We start from the raw sequence: 21596 nt of genomic DNA, 5'->3' as shown, positions 1-21596 counted from the left end.
AGGCGCGCGGGATCCCGCGCGCCTTACGGCCCGGTGCCCGCCCGCGCGCGCCAGGTCGTCAGAGGTCGAGATCGACCACGACCGGGGCGTGGTCGGACGCCCCCTTGCCCTTGCGCTCCTCGCGGTCGACGTAGCTGTCCTTGACGGCCCCGGCGAAGGGCACGTTGCCATACACCAGGTCGATCCGCATGCCCCTGTTCTTCGGGAAGGCGAGCGCCCGGTAGTCCCAGAAGGTGTACGGGTGGTCGTACTTGAGGGGGCGCGGCACCACGTCCGCCAGGCCTTCCTCGCGCAGCGCGCCGAGCGCGGCCCGCTCGGCCGGGGTGACATGGGTGGCTCCCTCGAAGACCGCCGGGTCCCAGACGTCCTCGTCGGCCGGTGCCACGTTGAAGTCGCCGAGGACGGCGAACGGCCGCTCCCCCGCCGCGTCGTCGGCGACCGCCGCCTTCAACGCGGCGAGCCAGTCCAGCTTGTAGGCGTAGTGCGCGTGGTCGACCTCGCGCCCGTTGGGCACGTACACCGACCAGACGCGGACCGGGCCGCAGGTCGCCGAGATCGCTCTCGGCTCCTGCGTGTCCTCGTACCCCGGACCGCCGGGCAGCCCGGTGGTCACGTCGGCCAGCCCCACCCGGGAGATCAGCGCCACCCCGTTCCACCGGCCGGTGGCGTGGACCGCGGACTCGTAGCCCAGCTCGCGCAGCTCGTCGGCGGGGAACTGCTCGGCTGAGCACTTGGTCTCCTGGACGCACAGCACGTCCGTACCGGTGTTCTCCAGCCAGGCCAGCACCCTCGGGAGCCGGGCAGTGATCGAATTGACGTTCCAGGTGGCGATGCGCATGTGAGCAAACCTAGCGGGTGGGACCGACAGTCACAGTTCCGTCGTGTCGCCCGGGGCCAGCCGGGAGTGGTCGGCGCCCCCGAGATTGGCGATGTGCATGTCGTACATCCCTCGGGCCAGATCCTTGAGCAGTACGTCGTGGATGTCGATGGCGCGCTGCGGCGCGACCTCGCGTACGTAGTCGATCACCTCGGAGATCTTGTTCCACGGGGCGTGCACCGGGAGCATCAGCGTCTCCACGGGCTGCTCGGGAACGGTGAACGCGTCTCCCGGGTGGAAGACCGAACTCTCCACCAGGAAGCCGACGTTGGTGATCCGTGGCAGATCCGGGTGGATCACCGCGTGCAGTTCACCGTGCACCTGGACATCGAATCCCGCGGCCGTGAAGGTGTCACCGTGGCCGACGGTGTGGACCCGGCCGGGGAAGCCCGCCGACAGCTGCTCGGCGACGCTGCGCAGGGTCCAGATCGCGGCGGCCGGATTGGCCTCCATGGCCACGCGCAGCCGGTTCATGTCGAAGTGGTCGGGGTGCTCGTGCGTGATGAGAACGGCGTCGGCGCCGAGCGCCGCGTCCTCCTCGCTGAAGCTTCCGGGGTCGATGACGAGTGTCTGCCCGTCCTTCTCCAGGCGGATACAGGCGTGGGTCTTCTTCGTCAGCTTGATGCTCATGTCTTCCATCCTGCTACGACTCGGGGGTCGTCTCCTGTTGGATCACGGACCGGGCGACCCTGAAGGCGGAGTTCGCCGCGGGGACGCCGCAGTAGACCGCGGTCTGGAGCAGTACTTCCTTGATCTCCACCGGCGTGAGGCCGTTCCGCAGGGCCGCGCGGACGTGGGCGGCCAGCTCGTCGTGGTGACCGCCGGCGACCAGCGCGGTCAGCGTCACCACGCTGCGGGTGCGGCGGTCGAGCCCGTCACGGGTCCAGATCTCGCCCCAGGTGTAGCGAGTGATCAGCTCCTGGAAGTCACCGCTGAACCCGTCGTCGGCGGCCTCCACCCGGTCCACATGGGCGTCACCGAGAACCTCCCGGCGGACCTTCGCGCCCGCGTCGTACGGATCGGGGCGGCCCGCGGGCACGGCGGCCGGCTGGAGCACGGCGGGTGCGATCTCGGCGATCGGGGCCACCGGGGCGGACAGCGCCGGCGCGGGCGGCTGTACCGGGATCGCCGTCGACGTGGTGGTGTCCTGCCACGCAGTGGAGAAGTGGCGCACCAGCAGATCGGTGACCGCCGCGGGCTGCTCGACCGGCGCCAGGTGCGAGGCTGCCGGGACCAGCGCGAGCCGGGCGTCCGGTATCCCGGCCACCAGGGTGCGGGCGTCCGCGGGGCCGGTCACCCGGTCCTCGGCGCCGACCACGACGAGCGTCGGAACGCCGATGCGGCCGAGTTCCGAGCGGATGTCGAAGGCGGCGAGGGCCTCGCAGGCAGCGATGTAGCAGCCGGGGTCGGTGGTGCGGACCATCTGTACGGCCCACTCGACGATGGCCGGCTGCGCCGTCGCGAAGCCGTGGGTGAACCAGCGCTCGGGTGCGCTGCGCGCTATCGGGTCCAGGCCGTTGGTACGTACGATCACCCCGCGCTGGCGGAACTCGTCGGCGGTACCGAACCGGGGGGACGCGGCCACCAGCGCGAGCGAGGCCACCCGTTGCGGGTGGCGCAGCGCCAGTTCCATGCCGATCGCGCCGCCGATGGAACAGCCCGCGTACCCGAAGCGCTGCACGCCCAGCTCGTCGAGCGTGGCGAGCAGCCGCTCGGCGATCCCCTCGACCGAGGGCACCGCGTGAGCGGGTGCCCCGCCGTGGCCGGGCAGGTCGAAGCGCAGGACGCGCCGGGTGCGGGCCAGCTCGGGCGTCTGCCGGTCCCACATGTGCCATGTGGTACCAAGGGACGGGCCCAGCACGAGGACCGGGGCGTCTTCTGGCCCGTCAAAGCGGTATTGGAGGGTCTGCTGCGTCGTCTCACTCATCCGCCTCACGCTCTCATATCGCACAATCGCTCACGACCGCGCGGTATGTCGTCCCCGGACCCGTGCAGCCCACCCCACACCGCGGCAGCTCCACGAAGATCCTCCACGCCCGGCTTGACGTACCACCTCTTGGTGGTCAGGACGTCCGTGTGCCCCGCCCACCGAGCCAACAGGTGATCCGGCACGCCCATGTTGGCGCGGTATGTGAAGCAAGACGCCCGGGCGTCGTACAGACGCACCTGACGTAGCCCCAGGAGCGACATGATCCGGTATGCCCGTCGGCGGAGTTGCTTGATGTTCCGGGCCAATGACCAGGGCTGGCTCGGCGAGGTCGCCGCCATCGAGACCACCATGGCCGCCGCCACGCAGAAGCTGGAGGCCATGCGCGAACGTGCAGCCCAGCCGTCCACCGTCCACCTCGGCATGCCCGACTTCCGCCATGACGCCGGACGCAGCAGCACCGAGCCTGAAAAGTGAGCGATGGCGAGTTCCCGATCATCGGCCATCGAAATGCTGGGCCGCTCATGTGGCGGGACTGACAGGATGCCTGGGTGGAGATCTTGGAGGAAATCGCGCCGTTGCTGAGTTCACTGGCCGCATCGAGTCATGTCCACGCCAAGCGGGGCGGGATATCGGACGCCGGCATCGCCAAGGAGGTCTTCGAGCTCGTTGCGGTCGCCCAGGGCGACTGGGCGCATCAGGCCGTCGCGGGAGCGGTCGGCCCCGCGTCGGCCCGCGAGATCGAGTCAGCGCTTGAGCCCGTCGATGAGGCCGGAGCAATCGAGCTGATGACCAACTTGTCGGCCTTCGATCTCGTCTACTCGCGCCACTCTCTCCGGGATCCCGATCACGCCAGGCGGGCAGCCACGAGGGTGGCGAAACTGCTCGGGCGGGGCACGAGCTGGGTCACGAACACGGAGGGCATAGGCAACGGCCGCGCGTGGACGCCCGTCACCCGGCACGGCATCGACGTCGTCGTTGCCGGAACCGCTGCCGAGTTCTTCGTGATCCTGCTCGCCCTCAGCGATGACTAGGTTCGTTCCGGCAGGTCAAGGCGTCATAGGCTCCACGGCATGCACAGCACCCTGACGGAGCACGCCCGGTGTCTCTACGGAGACGAGTACCGACCGACGCCTGAGTGCGGCCTCGACCACCGGGAGCACTACTTCGTCGAGGAACTGACATTCGCTGACGCGGATTCTATCCTCGCCATGCTCCGTGAGCTCAGCCCGCACGTGGTCGACGGCCGTCTCCCGGTCTGGGTGCGCAACCTCTCCTATCGGTTGGTGCTCCTGCAGCGACCTGATGAGCCAGCGCTGATGCGCGAGGCTGCCGAGAACTTGTGGTTGCACGGACCGGACTGGGATGACATCGCAGCGGACCTGACGGGGCGGGCAGACGCCCTGGAGGCCGACTGATTTCGGTTGGCCCTGAGCCTGGCGGCGGACGGCTATCTGCCGCTGGCGGGTCATCTGGGGCGACGTGATGGGCTCAGGCGCGCGGCGGCAGGACCTCGATCACGGTGGCCGTTCCGGCAACAGGTCGGGCTTCGTGCATGGTGATCACATCGCCGCACTTCAAGTGCCTCCACTGCTCGGGGCTCAGGGGAGCCAGCCGAACGTCGGCGGTCTCTCCCGGGCCGAGCTCTTGCGCATACTCCACCCACAACCTGGCGATGTTCAGCTCTCGCTCCCCGCCGGCGGTGCGGTTGCCGATGTCCCACATCGGCCGGAGCCGTCCGTCTGCGGCGAAGGCAGTCCGGCGTTGTCGGCGTACACGTGAACGTGGCTCTGGCAAGATTTTCGTAGCCGGAGATCATCTCGGTGCGGCGGTCGGCCGGTCCGCGTAGTGGCGGCGGAGGTGGGCAATCAGGACGACGCGGTGGCGGAGTAGCGAGACGCCGGCGCGTCCGGCCATCAGGCGTTTCTGCAGCGGGACTGTAAAACGTTCGGCTCTGTCTCACATTCGGTGGTGACTCAGTGTGGCGTTATCCGAGGAGGGTGCGGTGGCGAAGGAGGGTGAAGCCTGCTCGTCCGTGCATCTGGCGGGCAATCCGCTTGGTCTTGGTGTTGACGCCCTCGGTCGGGCCGTTGCTGTACGGGCGTGTGAACGCGGCGATCACAGCGTCGCGGTCTCGCTCGAGACCGCGGGTGAAGGCGTGCAGATACGGCAGATCGGCCGCGCGGACCTGGGCGACCCATTGGTCGAGTGTGTCGGCGTCTTCTGGCTGAGGCTTCAGAAGTGGGGCGAAGGTCTCGATGTGGGCTGCCGGTTGGGTCAATTCGGGGCAGGCGGCGGTGAGCCGGGCCAGGAGATCGTGGTGCTCGGCCTTGAGGTTGTCGGGCCTGGTGAGGAGCATCCGGGCGAGTCTGCGTGCGGAGATATGGCTGCGGTCGGCGTCCGCGCGGCCTTGGTTGATGTACTTGTGCAAGAGGTTGAGGCAGCCCGTGAAGCCAAGGGCCTTGATCTCTTCGAAGAGGTGCTGGACGGGGACGGCGGGGTCGTCGGCCCGGCGTTTGCGCAGGTGCTCGCGGTAGGGATCGACGAGGCTGGCGCGGTATTTCGGGACGCGGAGCATCCGCTCGGGCCGGTCGGCTCGGGCATAGCGTTTGACGGTATTCAGGGCCAGTTGCAGACGGCGGCCGCATTCGAGGAGGCCCACGCCCTGGTCGAGGAGGTCGTGGATCTGGTGCCAGCGTTCCAGGGTGGTCCGTGCACGGGGCCCCTCATACAGGGGCGCCTCCAGCACGGTGGCCCAGCAGGTGCTGTGCGCCTTGATCTCGCTCGAGGCGGCTTCGCACAGGTTGTGCCACAAATGCCAGCGGTCGCCGACCTGCACTGCATCGGGCAGAGCGCGGCGGATGGCCTCGGCGTAGGTCGCCGAGCCGTCACGGCACACGACCTCGACGCCCGGATGCTCGCGCAGCCAGGCAGCACGTCGATCCGCTCATGGGTCTCGGCGTCGATCACCACGGTGGCATAGCGGTGCCGCCGGCGCAGAGCGAAATCGTCGACGCCGATCACGCGGGGCACCCCTCCCGTGGGCAACGGGATCCGCAACAGGGCACGCAGAGCCGTGTGGCGCGACAGACCTACCGCGAGTATCGCCAGCACGCGTGCCCCTGCCCGGCCCGCTAACTCCTTGACTACCGCCTTGACCTGCGCGGTCAGACGGGTGGTACGTCGCTGATAACGCTCCAGCACTCCGGGCACCTGCTCACGGAAGGTGTGACGGCAGCCATGTGTGGGACAGACCAGACGCCGCCCCCGTACGCAGACCACCACTCGTCGGCCGTCGACCGGTACGTCGGCCACTGTCCGCCAGTGATAACCGTGAACGCGCCCCGACGACGCCCCACACACCGGGCAGGGCGCGGTCTCCTTCGGAGTCCGCGCCCTCACCACGACCCGCTCGCCCTCGTCGACCACATCCTCAATGACCAGCGGAGATATCCCCGAAAAGACCATCTGCACAAGCTGGTTGACATCCATCACATCGATATCAACGACCCTCGCCACACAGAGTCACCACCGAATGTGAGACAGAGCCGCTCGTTTGACAGACCCGCTCCAGCCCCTGCGTCAGCAGCTGGGCCACCTCCTCATACCCCTGCCCGGAGAACAGACACATGGCGAGCACGAAGTACACCACCACCCGGGCAGGCAACAACCGCGACCGCTCTTCTACACGACCGCACTCGACGACCACCTCGTCCACCAACTCAGGCGGGAACAGCCGCGTCAACACACCCAGAGCGATACGGTCCGACAACCGCTCACCCGACGACTTCACCTGTCCAGGCCTCGGCACACCACACCCAACGACCAACCATCCCCAAAGTCAGCGGTATTGGTGCTAGGCACTGTTTTTCCGGGCCGTCACCCACGCAGCGAAGTCCTCGATCCCGTCGATGAGCGCCTCGAACCGGAAAGAGTGGAAGAGGTCGAACGCATGGTGCGCGCCGGGCAGTTCGACGTACACGACTGGCGATGTGGAAACGGAGCGCAGAGCGGTGACAAGGGCCGTGGGATTCTCGGTGTCCACCATCTCGTCCAAGTCCCCGTGCGCGATGAGGAACGGTGGCGCATCCGCCCGGACGAGGTTCACCGGCGAGGTCGCCGGGTCTCCGTCGAAATACTCCGCAAGAAAGCCGTTGAGTGCGACGGCGGCGGTCACAGAGGTGTCCGCCTCCTCGAACCCGGGCTGGTAGGCCGGTTCATTGGGGGTGAGTGCGGCCTGCGCTGCCATGTGCCCACCCGCGGAGCTCCCCGTCACGAACACGGCCGCCGCGGAAGCCGCGCCGTACTCTACTGCGTGTTCGCGAGCCCAGACGATGACCTTCTTCGCGTCGATCAGATGGGCGGGGTGCTGGAAGTCGGGCCGCAGCCGGTAATTGGCGCTGATGCAGACCCAGCCCTGACTGGCGAGCCGGTAGAGCAGGGGCAGCGACTGAGTGTTCTTCCGGCCCTGGTCGTAGTGGCCACCATGGAAGTGGATCATCACGGAGCCGCCCTCGGGGCGCGAGCGGTGGTGGTAGACGTCGAGGAGGTTGCGGCGGCCTCCGTCCCCGTAGCTGAGGTTGCCCACCCGTTTGACGTCACGGCGGCGGCGAAAGACCGGCCTGAGCAGGATGCGTGCCAGCGGCGGCCGACGGTGCGTCCCCGTACGGGAACCGAGCGCGTCGTCCAAGGCGACACGTACCACGGACGCCGCCCGCATTCCGCGCAGGGTGACCACCACGAGCCCGGCAGCCGCGGCCCCTGCCACCCCGACGTTCACCCGGTCGGAGGTCGTGGTGATGTCTCCCTCGGAGAAGGCCAGTGCCGTCGAGGCCACCAGTGCGTAGAGAGCGACGTGCGGGATCTCATTGAAGACCAGTCCGAGCCGGTAGCTGAAGTAGAAGAGCGGTTTCGGCCCGCGTATGCGAGCCAGACAGAACACCACGATGAGTACGGCCAACACCACGCTCACCAGATAGCCCACAGCCACCACATCACCCCGTTCGACAGTCGACCTGACAATCCCCTGCTGTGGTATCACGGTTGGGAGGATGCGGGAGGGTGAAGTGCTCGCTGCGAAGGTGCACTTGAGGTAGCTGCCCGTCCAAGCCGCAGGCGAGGCGCAACGGTGGGGGCAACGGTTCGATCAGCACCCAGAGCTCATCGTCCAGGGGCGAGTACCCACACCCTCAGAACGGCCAAATCGTCTCACCGGCGACGCCCCACCCGCACACTTCAGCAAGATCGTGTTACGAGTTCTTAGCTTGGCAGCGCCCCAGGCTTAATTCCCCAGTACCACCACGCGCGGCGCGATGTAACCGTGGATCGGGGCGTTGAGTGACCTATCGAGGTGCACTCTCGCGTCGGTAAATCCTGCCGACACGCGGAATCGGGTTGGCGTGCACCCACCCAACCGGCGCGCAAATGCGGGCCTACAGGATGCCCTTCGGCTAAGGTGCCACCGTAGGGGCACAGCGGGGCCCCAATTGCGCGGCGTTCCCCCGACGGACGTTGCCTGACAAGCCAACTCGGCTGGCATCGCAGCTTCATATACATCGTGTGCGCAGCGGAGAAACGCCGTGTGCCCTGGGGCGGGACAGGAAACTGCGGCGGAAAGCCCCCCTGTGAAGAGCACTCGTATCGAACGCCGCGCCCAGAAGCTACAGATCGTTACAGGTCTATCCACCCGCCGGCCGTCGCGTTCCCTCAGCGCCTGTTGCTCACGCCCTGGAGCACATCTCTCAGCAGGGTCAAGAGGCTCGCAGCAGCAGACCCACTCGTTCCCCCTGCCGATGAGGATCAGGCCGAGCTGGAGTGCTACTTCCTCTACCGCATGGCTTGGCCAGGGATCGACACGCGCAACCCGTGGGGAATCCGCTCTGCCGATTCGTGCCGGGACGGTCTGCTCCTCACCGTCGAGGACGAAGACGTCAACCGGGAAGTTCCCGGCGAGTCCATGGCGAGCGAACTGGTCCGCGCCTGCCTACCGCGGCTCTCCGAAGAAGGAGAACTGCGCGGCATCCCCGGACTTCGCTACACCGTGCAGGACAAATCGATCCGCCTATACCGGATTGGCCTTGCGGGCTCCGTAACTCTGGCCGGTGTCGACACCGATCAATGGTTGACGGCCATTGATGCCGTGACCCGGGATACTGAATCCACTGACACCTTCCTCTGTCACCAGCAGACGCCCGACCGATGGCATAGCAGCGAGAGCTCTACCCGCAACCCTGCCGCACAAGACATGTACACCCAGCACCATCGCAGAATTATCGCTTCGTCATGGCTGGCTAGCGGGATTCTTCGCCGCGCACCCTTGCTAAGGACGATTGGTGTTCCACTCAGCACGACGGCCTGGACGAACCCATCCAGAGACGGCGGCCGGGAATGGATCATCGAATATATCCATGAGCCAGTCGCCGAGGCCCCGATGCACCACGGGGGATTTCAAAACCTACTGACAGATCCGGAGTGCGGAATTCCCCTAGTCGTAACAGATTTCGACTGCACCTGTCACCAACCTGCCGACGCTGGCTACGCATGCAGGCTCTACGCATGCAGCCCGACCGGCAGCCCTGGAGAAATCCAGGTTCGCTTCTCTCGACGCCTGGGCAGGCGACTGGCGCACTACACGGCAGACCGCAACGACTACGCGGCCCGGCGAAACCTCTACCAACGCCTGCCTGCGAGTCTCCTGCCGGTGCCCGAACACTGATCCCCCCCGCGGCCGAACCCGGGGCCAATCACACTGAGAACCCCCGCCAGCAGAGGCCGGCGGGGGTTCGTCACGTCTCACGCGAGGGTGCGTCACCTCTCACACGCATCTCACCAACACGGTCGACGCGCCGAGGTTCTTCGGTGTCTCGCTCACTCGCCCGACCCTCTCATCTGTCACGACAGCCCCTATGAGCGGGGTCCTGGCCGGCTTACTTCAGCAGATCGCGGAATCCCAGCGCCGTGTCGGGGAACGCGCGGGCGGCAAGCACGGGCTCTGTCATGGAACAACGAACCACGCACCAGGCCCCGCTCCCTGATCCGGCCTGATCCAAACGAAAGGCCCTAGATGGAGAGTCCACTCTGGTCGCTGGTCACGGCCCAACTGGCCAGCAAGTTCAGGGCGTCCGACGTGGGGGTGTCGGGTTCGGCGCTGTAGGCCATGATGGTCAGTCCGCTGTCGGCGGCGACGTCCAGGGCCTCGTAGCCGAGGGTGAGTTCGCCGACGACGGGGTGGCTGATCTGTTTGACGCCGCCGTGGTGCCGGAGGACGTTGTGGGCGGCCCAGCGGGTGCGGAACAGGTCGCTTCGGGTGGCGAGTTCTCCGACAAGGTCGATCAGTGCCTTGTCGTGGGGGTCGCGTCCGGCTTCGGCGCGCAGGATCGCCACAGTGCCGGCGGCCATGCGTTCCCAGTCGAGGTAGTAGTCGGCGGCTTTGGGGTCCAGGAACATGAAGCGGGCCACATTGGACGGCCGGTGCGGAGTCGCAAGGATCGGGGTGAGGAGGGCTCTGCCTAGCTGGTTGGTGGCCAGGATGTCCAGGCGGCGGTTGCGCACGTAGGCCGGGGTGGTGGACATGGCGTCCAGGATGCGCTGGATGCGGGGGCGTACGCGGAGCTTGGGGGTACGCGTGGGTGTCTGCGTGCCGGAGTTGGCGGCGGCGGCCAGGTCGAACAGGTGGGCGCGTTCGGCCTCGTCCAGGTGCAGGGCGCGGGAGAGGGCTTCCAGGACGCTGTCGGAGACGCCGCGCGCGTTGCCGCGTTCGAGCTTGATGTAGTAGTCGGCGCTGACGCCTGCCAGTAGCGCGACCTCCTCGCGGCGCAGACCGGTCACCCGACGGTTTCCGCCGTTGGCGGGCAGGCCGGCTTGTTCGGGGGTGATTCTGGCGCGGCGGGAGGTGAGGAAGTCGCGGAACTCGGTGCGGGCGTCCATGGCTCCCACGGTATGACCGTTTCCAGGTGAGCTGAGGAGGTCTGGGAGTACCTGTAACAGCGGGAACCCCCTGGCGGGAGGCCATAGGCGGCGGTTCGTGCCACGGTGGGAGGTGAAGGCGGCCGCCCTCGGGAGCGCAGAGAAATGACCACGCCACCGCGGAGGAGCACGTCATGGAGTACACACAACTGGGAACGTCGGGGCTCAAGATCAGTCGGATCGCGCTGGGTTGCATGAGCTTCGGCGATCCCGACAAGAGGACGTCGTGGGCGCTCGACGAGAGTGCGGCCGAGCCGGTTTTTCGCCAGGCGGTCGAGCTGGGCATCACGTTCTGGGACACCGCGAACATCTACAGCCTGGGTACCTCTGAGGAGATCGTCGGGCGGGCGGTGCGGAAGTACACCCAGCGCGAGGACGTCGTGCTGGCCACCAAGTTGTGGGCGCCGATGCATGAGGGCCCAGGCGGGTCGGGGCTGTCGCGGAAAGCCGTCATGGAGCAGATCGACGCCTCGCTGCGGCGTCTGGACACCGACTTCGTCGACCTGTACCAGATCCACCGCTTTGACCCGCAGACGCCGGTCGAGGAGACGATGGAGGCGCTGCACGATGTGGTCAAGGCGGGCAAGGCCCGCTATATCGGTGCTTCGTCGATGTGGGCCTGGCAGTTCTCCAAGATGCAGCATGCCGCGCAGGCGAACGGGTGGACTCGGTTCGTCTCCATGCAGGACCAGTACAGCCTGATCCACCGCGAGGAAGAACGCGAGATGTTCGGTCTTCTCGCCGACCAGGGCGTGGGAAGCATCCCGTGGAGTCCTCTGGGCGGCGGGCTGGTCACCAGGCCGTGGGGCGAACGCTCCACGCAGCGCGCGGAGCTCAACCGGACCGTCGACCAGCAGGACCGCCCGATCTTCCTCGACAGCGACCGTGCCATCGTCGGGGCCGTGCAGCGCATCGCCCTGGCCCGCGACGTGCCGATGGCACAAGTCGCCATGGCCTGGGTGTTGAAGAACCCGGTGGTCTCCGCTCCGATCGTGGGATCGACCAAGCCGCACCACCTTGCCGACGCCGTCGCCGCGCTCGACCTCGAACTCACCGCCGAGGAGATCGGCTGCCTCGAAGAGCCCTACATCACGCGGGAGCCCACGTTCTTCTGACCGGGCCGATGCTGCCCAGGAGTTGGTCCTGGACTTCGGGCACGTGGTCCGTGCCGGTGGCGGTCGTCACCAATTGCGGGTTGGAACGGATCCCTCCCGGTCGGGACCCTGCCTGGTCGTAGGCCAGGGTCAGGGAGATGACGGTGCCGTCCTGAACCAGCGCGGCGGCAGCGCGGACCTGTTCGGAGCCCACCAGGTTCATCGCCCCCAGCCGGTCGCCGGGACCCCACTGCCCCCACCGGCTGTACTCGGCGATGCAGGCGTCGAGGATCTCGGCGCCGCTCACCTCGTTGCCTGGAGGGCAGCCAAAGTACGAGGAAGCCACTCGGAGATGATCTGCAGGACTTCGGGGAGCTTTGTGACCGCGCAGTGCCCGGTGTCCGGCAGCAGGTGGACGTCGGTGTCGCGGCGCCCTTCGAACACCAGGGTGTCGTCCTGCGGGACGTGGACGTCGTCGGCGCCGTTGACGACGAGCATCGGCGCTTGGCCGTCCCCGTCGAGCAGCGGCCGCAGGGAGAACGCCGCCAGCGCCGCGTACAGGGCGTCGCTGCTCGGCTTCCGGTCGAAGCCCAGGGCGTTGCCGACGATGCCGTCCATCCCGAACCGGGCGATGCGTCCGCCGGCGAACGCAGCCTCGACCGGTCCGCCCAGCACGACGGCCGCGTCCGCCTCGCCGGCCAGCCCGGAGCGGGCGGAGTAGTAGCCTCCCATCGAGATGCCCACGTGCACGACGATGCCGTTGCCCAGGGTGCGGGCGTGGCCGATCAGGCCCCGGACGATCTCCGCGCCATCCGGGCTCATCGGTACCTGCGAGTCGCCGGTACCGGGGATGTCGAAGGCGACCACGGGCAGGCCGGCGTGCGAGCAGAGCGTCACCAACAGCCCGTGCACATCCATTTTCCAGCTGTCGACACCGCCGCTGACCAGCAGCACCGGCCCCGTCTCGGCGGCGGTGTGCGGGGTGAAGACGTGCACCGGCACCTGCGTGCGGCCGCCGCCGTACGGCAGGTCCAGGACCTCCCTCCGGAAGGACAGTCCGAACCCGGGCGCCGCGAGCAGGTACTGCTCGGTCTGGCGGGCCAGAGCGGTCCGCTTGGCCTCGTCGGCCGGCGTCGGGAAGCGCGCCCATCCGTAGGCGAGGGCGGAAAGGTCATGGGATCCGGCCTCGGCGTACCGCGCCGCGAGCGCCGACCACTCATGCACCCACCCGCCCCGCTCGTCCGCCCACATGTCGGAGATCGCGGCGCGCACCGCGTCCACGTCCGGCACCGGCAGGCCGGTATTGGCCATCTGCGAGTACCGCTCGGTGAACAGTTCCTTCGCCTCCAGCGGCCACTGGTACGACATGACGCCCTCCTCCTCCGACGAACCATTAACGCAGTGGCGCTGCGTTAAATCGACGGTACGTCCGGTAGCGGGATTAACGCAAGACTCCTGCGTTAGGATGGCGGGATGAGCGAGGAACAAGTCCGCCGCAGGACCGGCGGCCGATCCGCACGGGTCCGCCAGGCCGTCCTGGACGCGACCCTGCAGGCCATGGCCGAGCACGGCACCGACGCGGTCAGCATCCCCGCGGTCGCCCGACAGGCCGGCGTCCACGAAACCTCCGTCTACCGGCGGTGGGGCACCCGCGAACACCTCGTCATCGACGCCCTACTGACCTATAGCCAGCTCCAGCTCGCCATCCCCGACACCGGGACCCTGCGCGAGGACCTCATCGCGTTCGCAGGCTCGCTGAGCGACTACCTGAACAGTCCCTTCGGCAAGGCCCTCGCCCGCTCCATGGCCACCGCCGACGACGACCAGCCACTCGCCGAAAGCCGTGAACAGTTCTGGCAGGAAAGGCTCGACCTGGCCCGGATCATGATCGACCGGGCCGTCGCCCGCGGAGAGATCCCCAAGGACACCGACCCCGCGCTGGCACTCGAAGTCCTCATCGCACCCCTGCACTTCCGCGTTCTGCTCACTCGCCGGCCCCTGGACGCTCACCTCGCCGGTCGGCTTGTCGACGTGCTCCTGGACGGCCTCATCCGCTGACTCGGGAATGCCCCGTTGGACGAATCCGTCGCCACTCCGGCCGGCCACGGCATCGAACTGTTCCACCCCTCCGAACGGAACCGTTCGTCTGTCCGGCCCGCAGGCGCAGTCCTCTGACTGGCAGAGTCGCAGCGCCTCCACCAGGAGCGGACCTGGCTGTTCCTCGCGCACGAGTCCCAGCGGCCGAAGCCGGGCAGCTTCATCCAGACCTACCTGGCCGAGGACCCGGTCCCGGTCCGGCAGCGGGACGGGTCGGTAAAGGCATTCCTCAACCAGTGCCGGCACCGGGGCATGAGGATCTGCCGTACGGACGCCGACACCAGCAAGACGTTCACCTGCACCTGCCACGGGTGGGCCTACGACCTGGCGGGCGCCCTGATCAACGTGCCGCTGGAGGAGACGGCGCACCGCAATGAGATCGACAAGAGCCAGGGGGCCGCTCTGAAGGTCCCGCGGATCGCGAACTACCGGGGCTTCCACTTCGGCATTTGGTCGCAGGAGACCCTGGAGTTCGAGGACTACCTCGGCGACATGGCCTTCTCCTTCAACGCGGTCGTCGACCGCTTCGACGGCGGCCTGGAGCTGGCGCCCGGAACCACCAAGTGGGTCATCGACTGCAACTGGAAGTTCGCCGCCGAGCAGTTCGCCAGCGACATGTACCACGCGCCCGTCTCGCACGCCGCCGCCATGATGGCGCTCACCGACGATCCCAACATCTCCGGCAGCAACACCCAACCGGGCGTCCAGGGACGTCAGTTCAGCGAGAACGGACACGGGTCCGGGGGCTTCTTCCAACCGGAATCCGTCATCAAGGCGCCCTAGCTGTACTGACCCGTGAGGTTGGGGACGCGGCTGGCGGGTGGCTGGCCCTTGAGTGCGGTGTGTCCGCGGTGGTGATTGTAGGTGTGGAGCCATCGCGGGTAGGCGTCGCGTCGTTCGGTCTCGGTTCGGTAGGTCTTCGCGTAGGCCCACTCGTCCAGCAGGGTCCGGTTGAACCGCTCGACCTTTCCGTTCGTCTGGGGCCGGTAGGGGCGGGTGCGCTTATGTGAAAATCCTTGTTCTGCAAGGGAGTTGCGCCATAGGTGCGACTTGTAGCAGGCGCCGTTGTCGGTCAGGACCCGCTGGACGGTGATCCCGGCTGCGGTGAAGTAGGCGTGGGCACGCTGCCAGAATCCGACGGCGGTTTCCTTCTTCTCATCGGTGAGGATCTCGCTGTAGGCGAGTCGGGAGTGGTCGTCGACGGCGTTGTGCAGAAAGCTCATGCCGGCCTTCGCCCGGTTCTTGCGGCCTGCTTGCCGGCCGAGGGCCTTGTGGCCGCCGCCGTCGGGGATGTTGCCGAGCTTCTTGATGTCGACGTGGACCAGGTCGCCGGGGGCGGCGTGCTCGTAGCGCCGGATCACCCTGCCGGTCACTCGGTCCAGGTGGGCCAGTCGGGCCAGTTTGTAGCGGGTCAGGACGCGGTGCACGGTCGCCGGGTTCAACCCGAGCAGGTAGGCGATGCGGGCCGGTCCCCAGCGGCGCAGAACCCGGACCTTGATGATCCGCCGCTCGGTGCGGGTCGGTGTCCGGCGCGGGCTGCGGTGGGGCCGGGAGGAGCGGTCGGCCATCCCGGCCTCACCCAGTGCGCGGTAGCGGGCCGCCCACCGCTGAGCCGTCGTGGGCGAGACCTGGAAGCGCTCGGCGGCCCGCCGCAGGGGCCAGCCGTCCTGGACGACGCAGCGGGCCAGACGCAGACGTCCGGTCTCGGTCAGGGGTGCATTACGGTGGGGCATGAGGGCCTTCTGGTCGTTCGTGTAGATGTCGCAATCCACACCGAACCCGGAAGGCCCTCACTCGTTCAAGATCCCCATGCCGTGGGATCCGTCACCAACCTCCATGGATAGAACACCTAGCTCTCGGACGCCACCTACGCGTGGCTGAAGTCCAAGGAGGAAGAGCACCGGGAACGGCTCGGGCCGGAACGGGTGGCGAAGGTGGACAACCACAACACGATCTTCCCGAACTTCTCGTGGCTCGCCGTCGGCCTCTCCACGATGCGGGTGTGGCACCCGCGCGGCCCCGGCCAGATCGAGGTATGGGCCTGGAGCTATCTGCCCAAGAACGCACCCGACCAGGTCAAGGCCGAGATGCGGAAGATGACCCAGCGGATGTTCAGCCCGGCGGGATCGTTCGAGACCGACGACGGCGAGAACTGGACCGAGATCCAGCAAGTGCTGTGCGGTCACGCGGGATCCGATGCGCCCTTCCTGATCGCGCTCCGGCCCTGGACTGCCAAGTTGACTTTTCATGCAAGAAACTCGATGGCATCTTGCACAAATGAACCTACAGGGGCACGGTGTTGGCCATCGCGCCGTCACTGAGGCGCGCTCGATGACGGGAGACGCCTTGTCCGCGAGAACGACCCCGATCCCTGCATCCCTGCGACGGAGCCTGTACGCCCTGGCGACGGCCACCGCACTCGCCCTCGGCGGGCTCGCCGGCCCGTCCGCTGCTGCGGCGGTGGACACGTCGGTTCCCGCGCAGAGTGCGGGAAGCCCCGGTGCTTCGGAGAGCTCCTACCCGAATCTTGCCCCCACCCCGCCCATGGGCTGGAACAACTGGTCCTACTACGGCTGCGACATCGACGAGGCCACCGTCCTGTCCAACGCCCGGGCCCTGGTCTCCTCCGGTCTCGCCGCCAAGGGCTACGACACGGTCACCACCGACGACTGCTGGATGACACACAGCAGAAACACCGACGGCGACCTGGTCCCCGACCCCGACCGCTTCCCGCACGGAATGGCCTACATCGGTGAACAACTGCACGCGATGGGGCTGAAGTTCGGCATCTACGAGGACGCCGGCACCGCGACCTGCGGTGGATATCCCGGCTCGTACGGCCACATCCAGCAGGACGCCGACCTCTTCGCCCGATGGCGCGTCGACTATCTGAAGCTCGACGGCTGCAACGTGCCCGAGAGCGACAGCCAGACACTCGACGAGGTCTACCACTCGCTCTACGGCGATATGAGCAAGGCTCTCCTGCGCACCGGCAGGCCCATCACCTTCTCCGTCTCTGCCCCCGCGTACTTCGAGGGCGAGAAGGACTGGCACGACGTCATCGGCTGGTCGGCCCAGGTGGGCAATCTGTGGCGGGAGGGCGCCGACGTAGCGATGGAGTCGGCCTCGGCGAGTTCCAAGTGGTCGTCGATCAAGTACAACTACGGCTACAACGTACCCCTCGCCGACCTGCAGAGCCCCGGCCGCTGGAACGACCCCGACTTCCTGCTCGCCGGTCAGTCCCGGCTGACCGGCGACGAGATCCGCAGCCAGATGTCACTGTGGTCGGTGATGGCCGCGCCGCTGATCTCCAGTACCGATCTGGCCAAGGCGTCCCCTGACGCCCTGTCCGTTCTCGGCAACCGTGACGTCATCGCGGTCGACCAGGATCCGACAGGTCTGCAGGGCCGCATCGTCCAGCAGGGCGACGGCTATGACGTGCTGTCGAAGAAGCTCAGCGGCGGGGACAGGGCCGTGGCACTCTTCAACTCCTCGGACCAGGCACAGACCATCACGACCACGGCGGCCGAGGCCGGGCTCCCGAAGGGCTCCTCCTATCTGCTGAAGGACCTCTGGTCGAAGCGGACAACACAGTCCACGGGCACCATCGCGGCGAATGTCCCCGCTCATGGCACCGTCCTGTACCGCATACACGCCGGGCAGGCGCACAAGGTGCCGCCGGCCACCGCGGTCACCTGGAAGCGGACGGGAGGTGACGGGACGTCCTCGACCTGGCAGGTCGGCCTGGCCGACCACGGGCCCGGTGGACTCTCCTCGGCCACGCTCGAAGTCGACGTGCCGCAGGGGTGGTCGGTCAGCCCGTCGAAGGCACGGCTCGGCCGCATCGCTCCCGGTGGCTCGGCCGGAGCGAGCTTCACGGTGAAGGGCCCGGAGATGAAGCCCGGGACGACGACCGTCACGCTGAGCGCAACTGCCCGGTACCGCGCAGGATCCGCCGGCGAGTCCCGCACGACAGGACAGGGTTCCGTCGTGTCGGTCGTGCCCTATCCCGCTCTGGCGGACGCTTTCAACAATGTCGGTGTCACCAGTGAGGACGCCCCGCCGGCGGACGGCAACTACACGCTGGGCAATTTCGACGGCGGCGGTGACAGCTACTCCGCCCAGGCACTGGCCACCGCGGGTGTGACACCGGGAGGCACGGTCACCAAGGACGGCGTCAGCTGGACGTTCCCGAAGGCAGCACCCGGCGCACCGGACAACGTGACCGCAGCGGGTCAGGTGATCACCATGGCGGGCAGCGGGTCGAAGCTGTGGTTCCTGGGCGCCGAGGCAGGTGCCGCGGAGGGCAAGGTGACTGTCACGTACACCGACGGCACCACCAGCAGTGGTGATCTCGGGCTGCCCAACTGGTGCTGCACGGCGGGCACCGAGTACGGAGCCACGACGGTCGCCACGACCGATCACCGCAACACACCGCAGGGACCCGCCAACTTCGGCGGCGGTTACAAGCTGTTCGGGAACTCCGTACCGCTCGATGCGGGCAAGACGATCCGCACGGTGACTCTCCCTGACGAGGATGCCCTGCACATCTTCGCGATCACGGCACAGTAGCGGACCGGACCTGCTCCGACCGGAGCAGGTCCTCAGCGACAGGACGAGGCCCTCGGGCGGCTTGAGTTCCAGATGACTGATCCCAAGGGGTCAGTCCTGTCCGGGTGATCAGATAGCGCCTGGGATGGATGGTCTCAGCCGCTCCGATGGGGCGGTTCCCGGATCGAGCTTTCTCCTTGACGTTTGAGCCGGTCATGTTCGTGGAGAGTGCTGTCCCGGGAGTTGTCCTGTCGCATTGAAGCTGTCAGATTCTCACTCGTTCTCGTTCGTGCTGTCGGATTCTCACTGCGTCGCATACTGAGCGGCTGTGCCGTCTCGACGAAGGGCCGTTCTCACCGAATCCTGGTGACAGGTGGGTTCGTCTCATCGAAGTTTGAGCGGCGAGCGTGGTCGGCGTCGTTCGCCGCCTTCAGGCGTGTCCAGGGACGGCGACGCGAAGATCGAGGAGCTGTTGCGTATGCACAGGCACGTGGTCTTCGGCGAGGCCATCGATGAGGCTTGCCAACGGAACCGGCTGGTCCAGCACGAGTGCGTCGTTGGACAGGAGGAGCGACGGCACCAGAACCGAGGCGGCTTCCTCGTTGAGCTGATCGGCGATGTCGCACAGGACGGTGGCCTGGCTCCGGACATGATCAATCAGATCTGCCCGGCCTGAACGCTCGCCGATGATCCGGTCAAGATTCCAGCTGTCGAGGGAGATCCGGTTGTCGAAGGTGGGCCGCGAGCCGGCGACAACGCCCAGAGCAACCGCTGCGATCGAGGCGTCGACGCTGAGGAGATGAGCCAATATCTGGTCGGCGTTCCATCCTCCATCGTCCGCGTCGCCGAGGTCGGGGATGGCCGCCGCATCGAGCAACCTGTCGTAGGCACTGCGAAGTACTGTCGTGTCCATAGTGCTTCCCTTCAGTCGGGGCGTGTCGAACTCGAATCCTGCTCCGCTGCCTCAGCGACGCGTTTGATGTTCGCCAACCGCCGGTCCCAGTGGGCCGCGAGCGAGGCCATCCACCGTGCCGTCGTGTCCAGCCCCGCGGGCCGCACCGCGTACCGCACCTCGCGTCCGACCCGGCCGCCGGAAACCAGCCCGGCGGCGTCCAGGACGGCGAGGTGCTTGACCACCGCCTGGCGCGAGACGGGAAGCCGTTCGGCGAGCGTCGTGGCAGTGGCCTCACCCTGTGCGGCCAGCAGATCAAGCAGCTGACGTCGCGTCGGGTCGGCCAGCGCACCGAGGACGCTGTCGACGACCTCGGCGGCGCCGGGAGGTTCTTCCGTCACGTGGCGGGCTGTTCGGCGCGTGTCTTGAGCGCGTCGAGCTCCAGGGGCCAGCCTTCACTGTGGTCCTTCAGGTTCTGACTGCGCAGCTCCTCGGACCCGGCCAGCGCCGCGAACCCGCTCTCGACGACGCGGAGCCTCGTCTGGGAGCCTTCCTGGGTCAGTGTGAACTCCACGAGGGTGCTGTTGTTCTCGCGCAGTTCTTCTCCGGGGAACGCGCTGGTCCAGCGGTATGCCAGGTACATCGGCGGCTCGACCTTCTCCACACGCACCGGGAAGTCGCCGTGCTCGGCGTTCCTCGCCACCATCGACTCGCCCTCCTTGGCCACGGTGCCGGGCAGGCTCGCTTTGTCGGCCACCCAGAACCCGGGTTGGGCCACCAGCGACCAAACCAGCTCCAAGGGTGCCGCAATCAGGGTTTCGCGTTCGATCCGGTCCTCGCCCATGAGGGACTCCTTCATCGTCACCATCGGATGCAACCCAAGAGTTGCACATCGACCTCCAAGGTGCAACCCGAGGGTTGCGCCTCGGTCGGGCGTCGCTTCAACCGGTTCCACCTGAGCCGGGCCGGCTTGACGGGTTCGGGAACGCGCAGAAATACTAACGACGTTAGATATCCTGACGCCGTTAGGAGTTCGTGGTGGGGAAGCGGGAAGCAGTACGTCGGCGGACGTTCGCCGAGATCCTGGAGACAGCGGGCCGGATGGCCGAGGCCGAGGGCTGGCGAGCGGTGACCATCCGGCGGATCGCCGCCGAGATCGGCTACAGCACGCCGGTGATCTACCAGCACTTCCCGAGCAAAGAGGCCGTACTGCACACGCTGCTGGGGCAGGCCAACGGCGAGTTGGCGGAGCGGATGCGGGCCGCGGTGGCCGGCGAACCGGCATCACGGGGCCCGCACTTGGCGGCGACCGCATACCTGGAGTTCGCCCGGTCCCGACCCAGCCTGTACCAACTCATCTCGGGCGCACCCGGCACGGACGTCGACGCCTCCACCCGCCGCGCCGCCGCCGCCGACGTGATCACCTTCACCAGGCAGCTCATCGGCGCGTGGGCGGCCGAGACCGCAGCCGAGCCCCCCAGCATCGAGGACGCCTGCGACCTGCTGTGGGGCACGCTGCACGGCCTCGCGAGCATCGGGTCGATCGAGGACATCGGCTTCGACCGCGCCCTGCGCCTGGCCGGCCAAGCGGTGACGGCGCTGCTCGACCACTGGTCAGCCTCGGCCACGAACCCCGAAGGCCGCCCGCAGACCGCCGAGGGAGAGAAATGATCTATCACCACAACCGCTTCACCTTCAAGACCACTGCCACCGCCCACCAGCGCGAGGAGGCCCTCGCAAGCCTGCGCAACCAGGGCGAGTCGATCGACGCGGTCGCACGGTACGTCGTCGGCAGAGACATCGGCGGCGAGTTCGAGTACGGCGCCGTCTTCCTCATAGAGGACCTCGACGGGTACGGGGAGTACCTGATGGCGCCCTCACACGCCCACACCGACCGGATCGGCCTGCCGCTGCTGGAGTCCTTCGTCTCCTACGACACCACCGACAGCGACGACCCCGACATCGCCCAGAAGATCGCCGACCTGCACGCGCGACGCTACGCGGGCGACCCGGCCCTCACCAAGCTGGTGGCCGACCTCCCCTCCTACACCGGCAGCAGCGCGCCGACCTCCACCAACCCCGGCAGCGCACACGCCCGCGGGGAGACCGAAACCGTCCACGGCTCCGACGGACACAGCGGACGGCGGTGGGGCGTGTCCTGAAAGTCCCGCCCGCACCGCGGCGCCTCGTCGC

General features: G+C 67.6%; 24 protein-coding genes and 1 pseudogene. 11 read left to right on the top strand and 14 right to left on the bottom strand.

The annotated features are described in order from the left end of the window. Positions 1-58 precede the first annotated feature (58 nt). The 3 genes from OG709_RS30555 to pcaDC are packed head-to-tail and all read right to left on the bottom strand — an operon-like array spanning position 59 to position 2804. Positions 59-838 (bottom strand): exodeoxyribonuclease III, encoded by a 780-nt coding sequence (locus tag OG709_RS30555; protein ID WP_250306477.1) that lies wholly within the window; start codon positions 836-838, stop codon positions 59-61. Positions 839-868: 30 nt separating this feature from the next. Beyond that, positions 869-1501 carry an MBL fold metallo-hydrolase gene (locus tag OG709_RS30550; protein WP_250306487.1) on the bottom strand — a complete coding sequence of 211 codons (633 nt, stop codon included), beginning with the start codon at positions 1499-1501 and terminating at the stop codon, positions 869-871. A gap of 19 nt (positions 1502-1520) precedes the next feature. Then, entirely contained in the window at positions 1521-2804 is a 1284-nt protein-coding gene (gene pcaDC, locus OG709_RS30545) for a bifunctional 3-oxoadipate enol-lactonase/4-carboxymuconolactone decarboxylase PcaDC (protein ID WP_266646037.1), read from the bottom strand. Positions 2805-3098: 294 nt separating this feature from the next. On the opposite strand from pcaDC, the gene OG709_RS30540 reads away from it, so the two are divergent. From OG709_RS30540 to OG709_RS30530, 3 genes are all read left to right on the top strand, one after another. After that, positions 3099-3281 (top strand): hypothetical protein, encoded by a 183-nt coding sequence (locus OG709_RS30540; protein ID WP_329168442.1) that lies wholly within the window; start codon positions 3099-3101, stop codon positions 3279-3281. Positions 3282-3355: 74 nt separating this feature from the next. Further along, a complete protein-coding gene (locus OG709_RS30535) occupies positions 3356-3838 on the top strand; it encodes a hypothetical protein (RefSeq protein WP_329168440.1) in 483 nt (160 codons plus the stop codon). A gap of 39 nt (positions 3839-3877) precedes the next feature. Next, a complete protein-coding gene (locus OG709_RS30530; RefSeq protein WP_329168439.1) occupies positions 3878-4222 on the top strand; it encodes a hypothetical protein in 345 nt (114 codons plus the stop codon). 73 nt (positions 4223-4295) lie between these two features. Here the strand turns inward: OG709_RS30530 and OG709_RS30525 are convergent, their stop codons facing one another. The 4 genes and pseudogenes from OG709_RS30525 to OG709_RS30510 form a co-directional block, all read right to left on the bottom strand. Continuing rightward, the gene (locus OG709_RS30525) at positions 4296-4529 is read right to left on the bottom strand and encodes a hypothetical protein (RefSeq protein WP_405687673.1); all 234 of its coding nucleotides are present in this window, start codon (positions 4527-4529) and stop codon (positions 4296-4298) included. Between the two features lie 262 nt (positions 4530-4791). Next, positions 4792-6296 (bottom strand): annotated as a pseudogene (locus OG709_RS30520) (ISL3 family transposase). 10 nt (positions 6297-6306) lie between these two features. Further along, positions 6307-6576 carry a transposase domain-containing protein gene (locus OG709_RS30515; protein WP_405687671.1) on the bottom strand — a complete coding sequence of 90 codons (270 nt, stop codon included), beginning with the start codon at positions 6574-6576 and terminating at the stop codon, positions 6307-6309. A gap of 84 nt (positions 6577-6660) precedes the next feature. Then, positions 6661-7794, bottom strand: a complete 1134-nt coding sequence (locus OG709_RS30510) for an alpha/beta hydrolase (RefSeq protein ID WP_250306589.1) — start codon at positions 7792-7794, stop codon at positions 6661-6663. Between the two features lie 843 nt (positions 7795-8637). Here OG709_RS30510 and OG709_RS30505 point away from each other — a divergent pair. Continuing rightward, entirely contained in the window at positions 8638-9519 is an 882-nt protein-coding gene (locus tag OG709_RS30505; protein WP_329168435.1) for a hypothetical protein, read from the top strand. 344 nt (positions 9520-9863) lie between these two features. On the opposite strand, the gene OG709_RS30500 is transcribed toward OG709_RS30505, so the two are convergent. Beyond that, complete coding sequence (locus OG709_RS30500) at positions 9864-10730, bottom strand: helix-turn-helix transcriptional regulator (protein WP_266646044.1); 867 nt, start codon at positions 10728-10730, stop codon at positions 9864-9866. 173 nt (positions 10731-10903) lie between these two features. On the opposite strand from OG709_RS30500, the gene OG709_RS30495 reads away from it, so the two are divergent. Further along, positions 10904-11884 carry an aldo/keto reductase gene (locus tag OG709_RS30495; protein ID WP_329168433.1) on the top strand — a complete coding sequence of 327 codons (981 nt, stop codon included), beginning with the start codon at positions 10904-10906 and terminating at the stop codon, positions 11882-11884. On the opposite strand, the gene OG709_RS30490 is transcribed toward OG709_RS30495, so the two are convergent. Both OG709_RS30490 and OG709_RS30485 read right to left on the bottom strand, forming a co-directional pair. Next, positions 11859-12170: a hypothetical protein gene (locus OG709_RS30490; protein WP_326693720.1), complete on the bottom strand. Its 312-nt coding sequence runs from the start codon at positions 12168-12170 to the stop codon at positions 11859-11861. The genes OG709_RS30495 and OG709_RS30490 overlap by 26 nt on opposite strands. After that, a complete protein-coding gene (locus tag OG709_RS30485; RefSeq protein WP_329168432.1) occupies positions 12167-13231 on the bottom strand; it encodes an alpha/beta fold hydrolase in 1065 nt (354 codons plus the stop codon). The genes OG709_RS30490 and OG709_RS30485 overlap by 4 nt, the downstream gene beginning before the upstream one ends. 105 nt (positions 13232-13336) lie before the next feature. Between OG709_RS30485 and OG709_RS30480 the strand changes: the two genes are divergently transcribed. Both OG709_RS30480 and OG709_RS30475 read left to right on the top strand, forming a co-directional pair. Further along, positions 13337-13921, top strand: coding sequence for a TetR/AcrR family transcriptional regulator (locus OG709_RS30480; protein ID WP_329168430.1), 585 nt, complete (start codon positions 13337-13339; stop codon positions 13919-13921). 117 nt (positions 13922-14038) lie between these two features. Continuing rightward, entirely contained in the window at positions 14039-14743 is a 705-nt protein-coding gene (locus OG709_RS30475) for a Rieske 2Fe-2S domain-containing protein (RefSeq protein WP_329169236.1), read from the top strand. Here OG709_RS30475 and OG709_RS30470 read toward each other — a convergent pair. Next, the gene (locus OG709_RS30470) at positions 14740-15693 is read right to left on the bottom strand and encodes an IS481 family transposase (protein ID WP_329168428.1); all 954 of its coding nucleotides are present in this window, start codon (positions 15691-15693) and stop codon (positions 14740-14742) included. The genes OG709_RS30475 and OG709_RS30470 overlap by 4 nt on opposite strands. A 144-nt stretch (positions 15694-15837) precedes the next feature. Between OG709_RS30470 and OG709_RS30465 the strand changes: the two genes are divergently transcribed. Together OG709_RS30465 and OG709_RS30460 are read left to right on the top strand one after the other, a co-directional pair. Beyond that, on the top strand, positions 15838-16281 hold the full coding sequence (locus OG709_RS30465; protein WP_329169235.1) for an SRPBCC family protein: 444 nt from the start codon (positions 15838-15840) through the stop codon (positions 16279-16281). Between the two features lie 25 nt (positions 16282-16306). After that, positions 16307-18532 carry an NEW3 domain-containing protein gene (locus OG709_RS30460; protein WP_266646052.1) on the top strand — a complete coding sequence of 742 codons (2226 nt, stop codon included), beginning with the start codon at positions 16307-16309 and terminating at the stop codon, positions 18530-18532. 409 nt (positions 18533-18941) lie between these two features. Here the strand turns inward: OG709_RS30460 and OG709_RS30455 are convergent, their stop codons facing one another. From OG709_RS30455 to OG709_RS30445, 3 genes are read right to left on the bottom strand one after another with little or no spacing between them, the layout of a single operon-like run. Then, the gene (locus tag OG709_RS30455; RefSeq protein WP_266646053.1) at positions 18942-19424 is read right to left on the bottom strand and encodes a hypothetical protein; all 483 of its coding nucleotides are present in this window, start codon (positions 19422-19424) and stop codon (positions 18942-18944) included. Between the two features lie 11 nt (positions 19425-19435). Then, positions 19436-19804: an ArsR/SmtB family transcription factor gene (locus tag OG709_RS30450; RefSeq protein WP_250306581.1), complete on the bottom strand. Its 369-nt coding sequence runs from the start codon at positions 19802-19804 to the stop codon at positions 19436-19438. Beyond that, complete coding sequence (locus OG709_RS30445; protein WP_266646055.1) at positions 19801-20247, bottom strand: SRPBCC domain-containing protein; 447 nt, start codon at positions 20245-20247, stop codon at positions 19801-19803. The genes OG709_RS30450 and OG709_RS30445 overlap by 4 nt, the downstream gene beginning before the upstream one ends. Positions 20248-20441: 194 nt before the next feature. Here OG709_RS30445 and OG709_RS30440 point away from each other — a divergent pair, with 194 nt between their 5' ends. Then, positions 20442-21074 carry a TetR/AcrR family transcriptional regulator gene (locus tag OG709_RS30440; RefSeq protein WP_329168424.1) on the top strand — a complete coding sequence of 211 codons (633 nt, stop codon included), beginning with the start codon at positions 20442-20444 and terminating at the stop codon, positions 21072-21074. Then, entirely contained in the window at positions 21071-21565 is a 495-nt protein-coding gene (locus OG709_RS30435; RefSeq protein WP_329168422.1) for a Dabb family protein, read from the top strand. The genes OG709_RS30440 and OG709_RS30435 overlap by 4 nt, the downstream gene beginning before the upstream one ends. Positions 21566-21596 lie beyond the last annotated feature (31 nt).

It is taken from the genome of Streptomyces sp. NBC_01267 (assembly GCF_036241575.1).
Lineage (GTDB): Bacteria > Actinomycetota > Actinomycetes > Streptomycetales > Streptomycetaceae > Streptomyces.
This window is presented reverse-complemented; position numbering and strand designations above follow the sequence as displayed.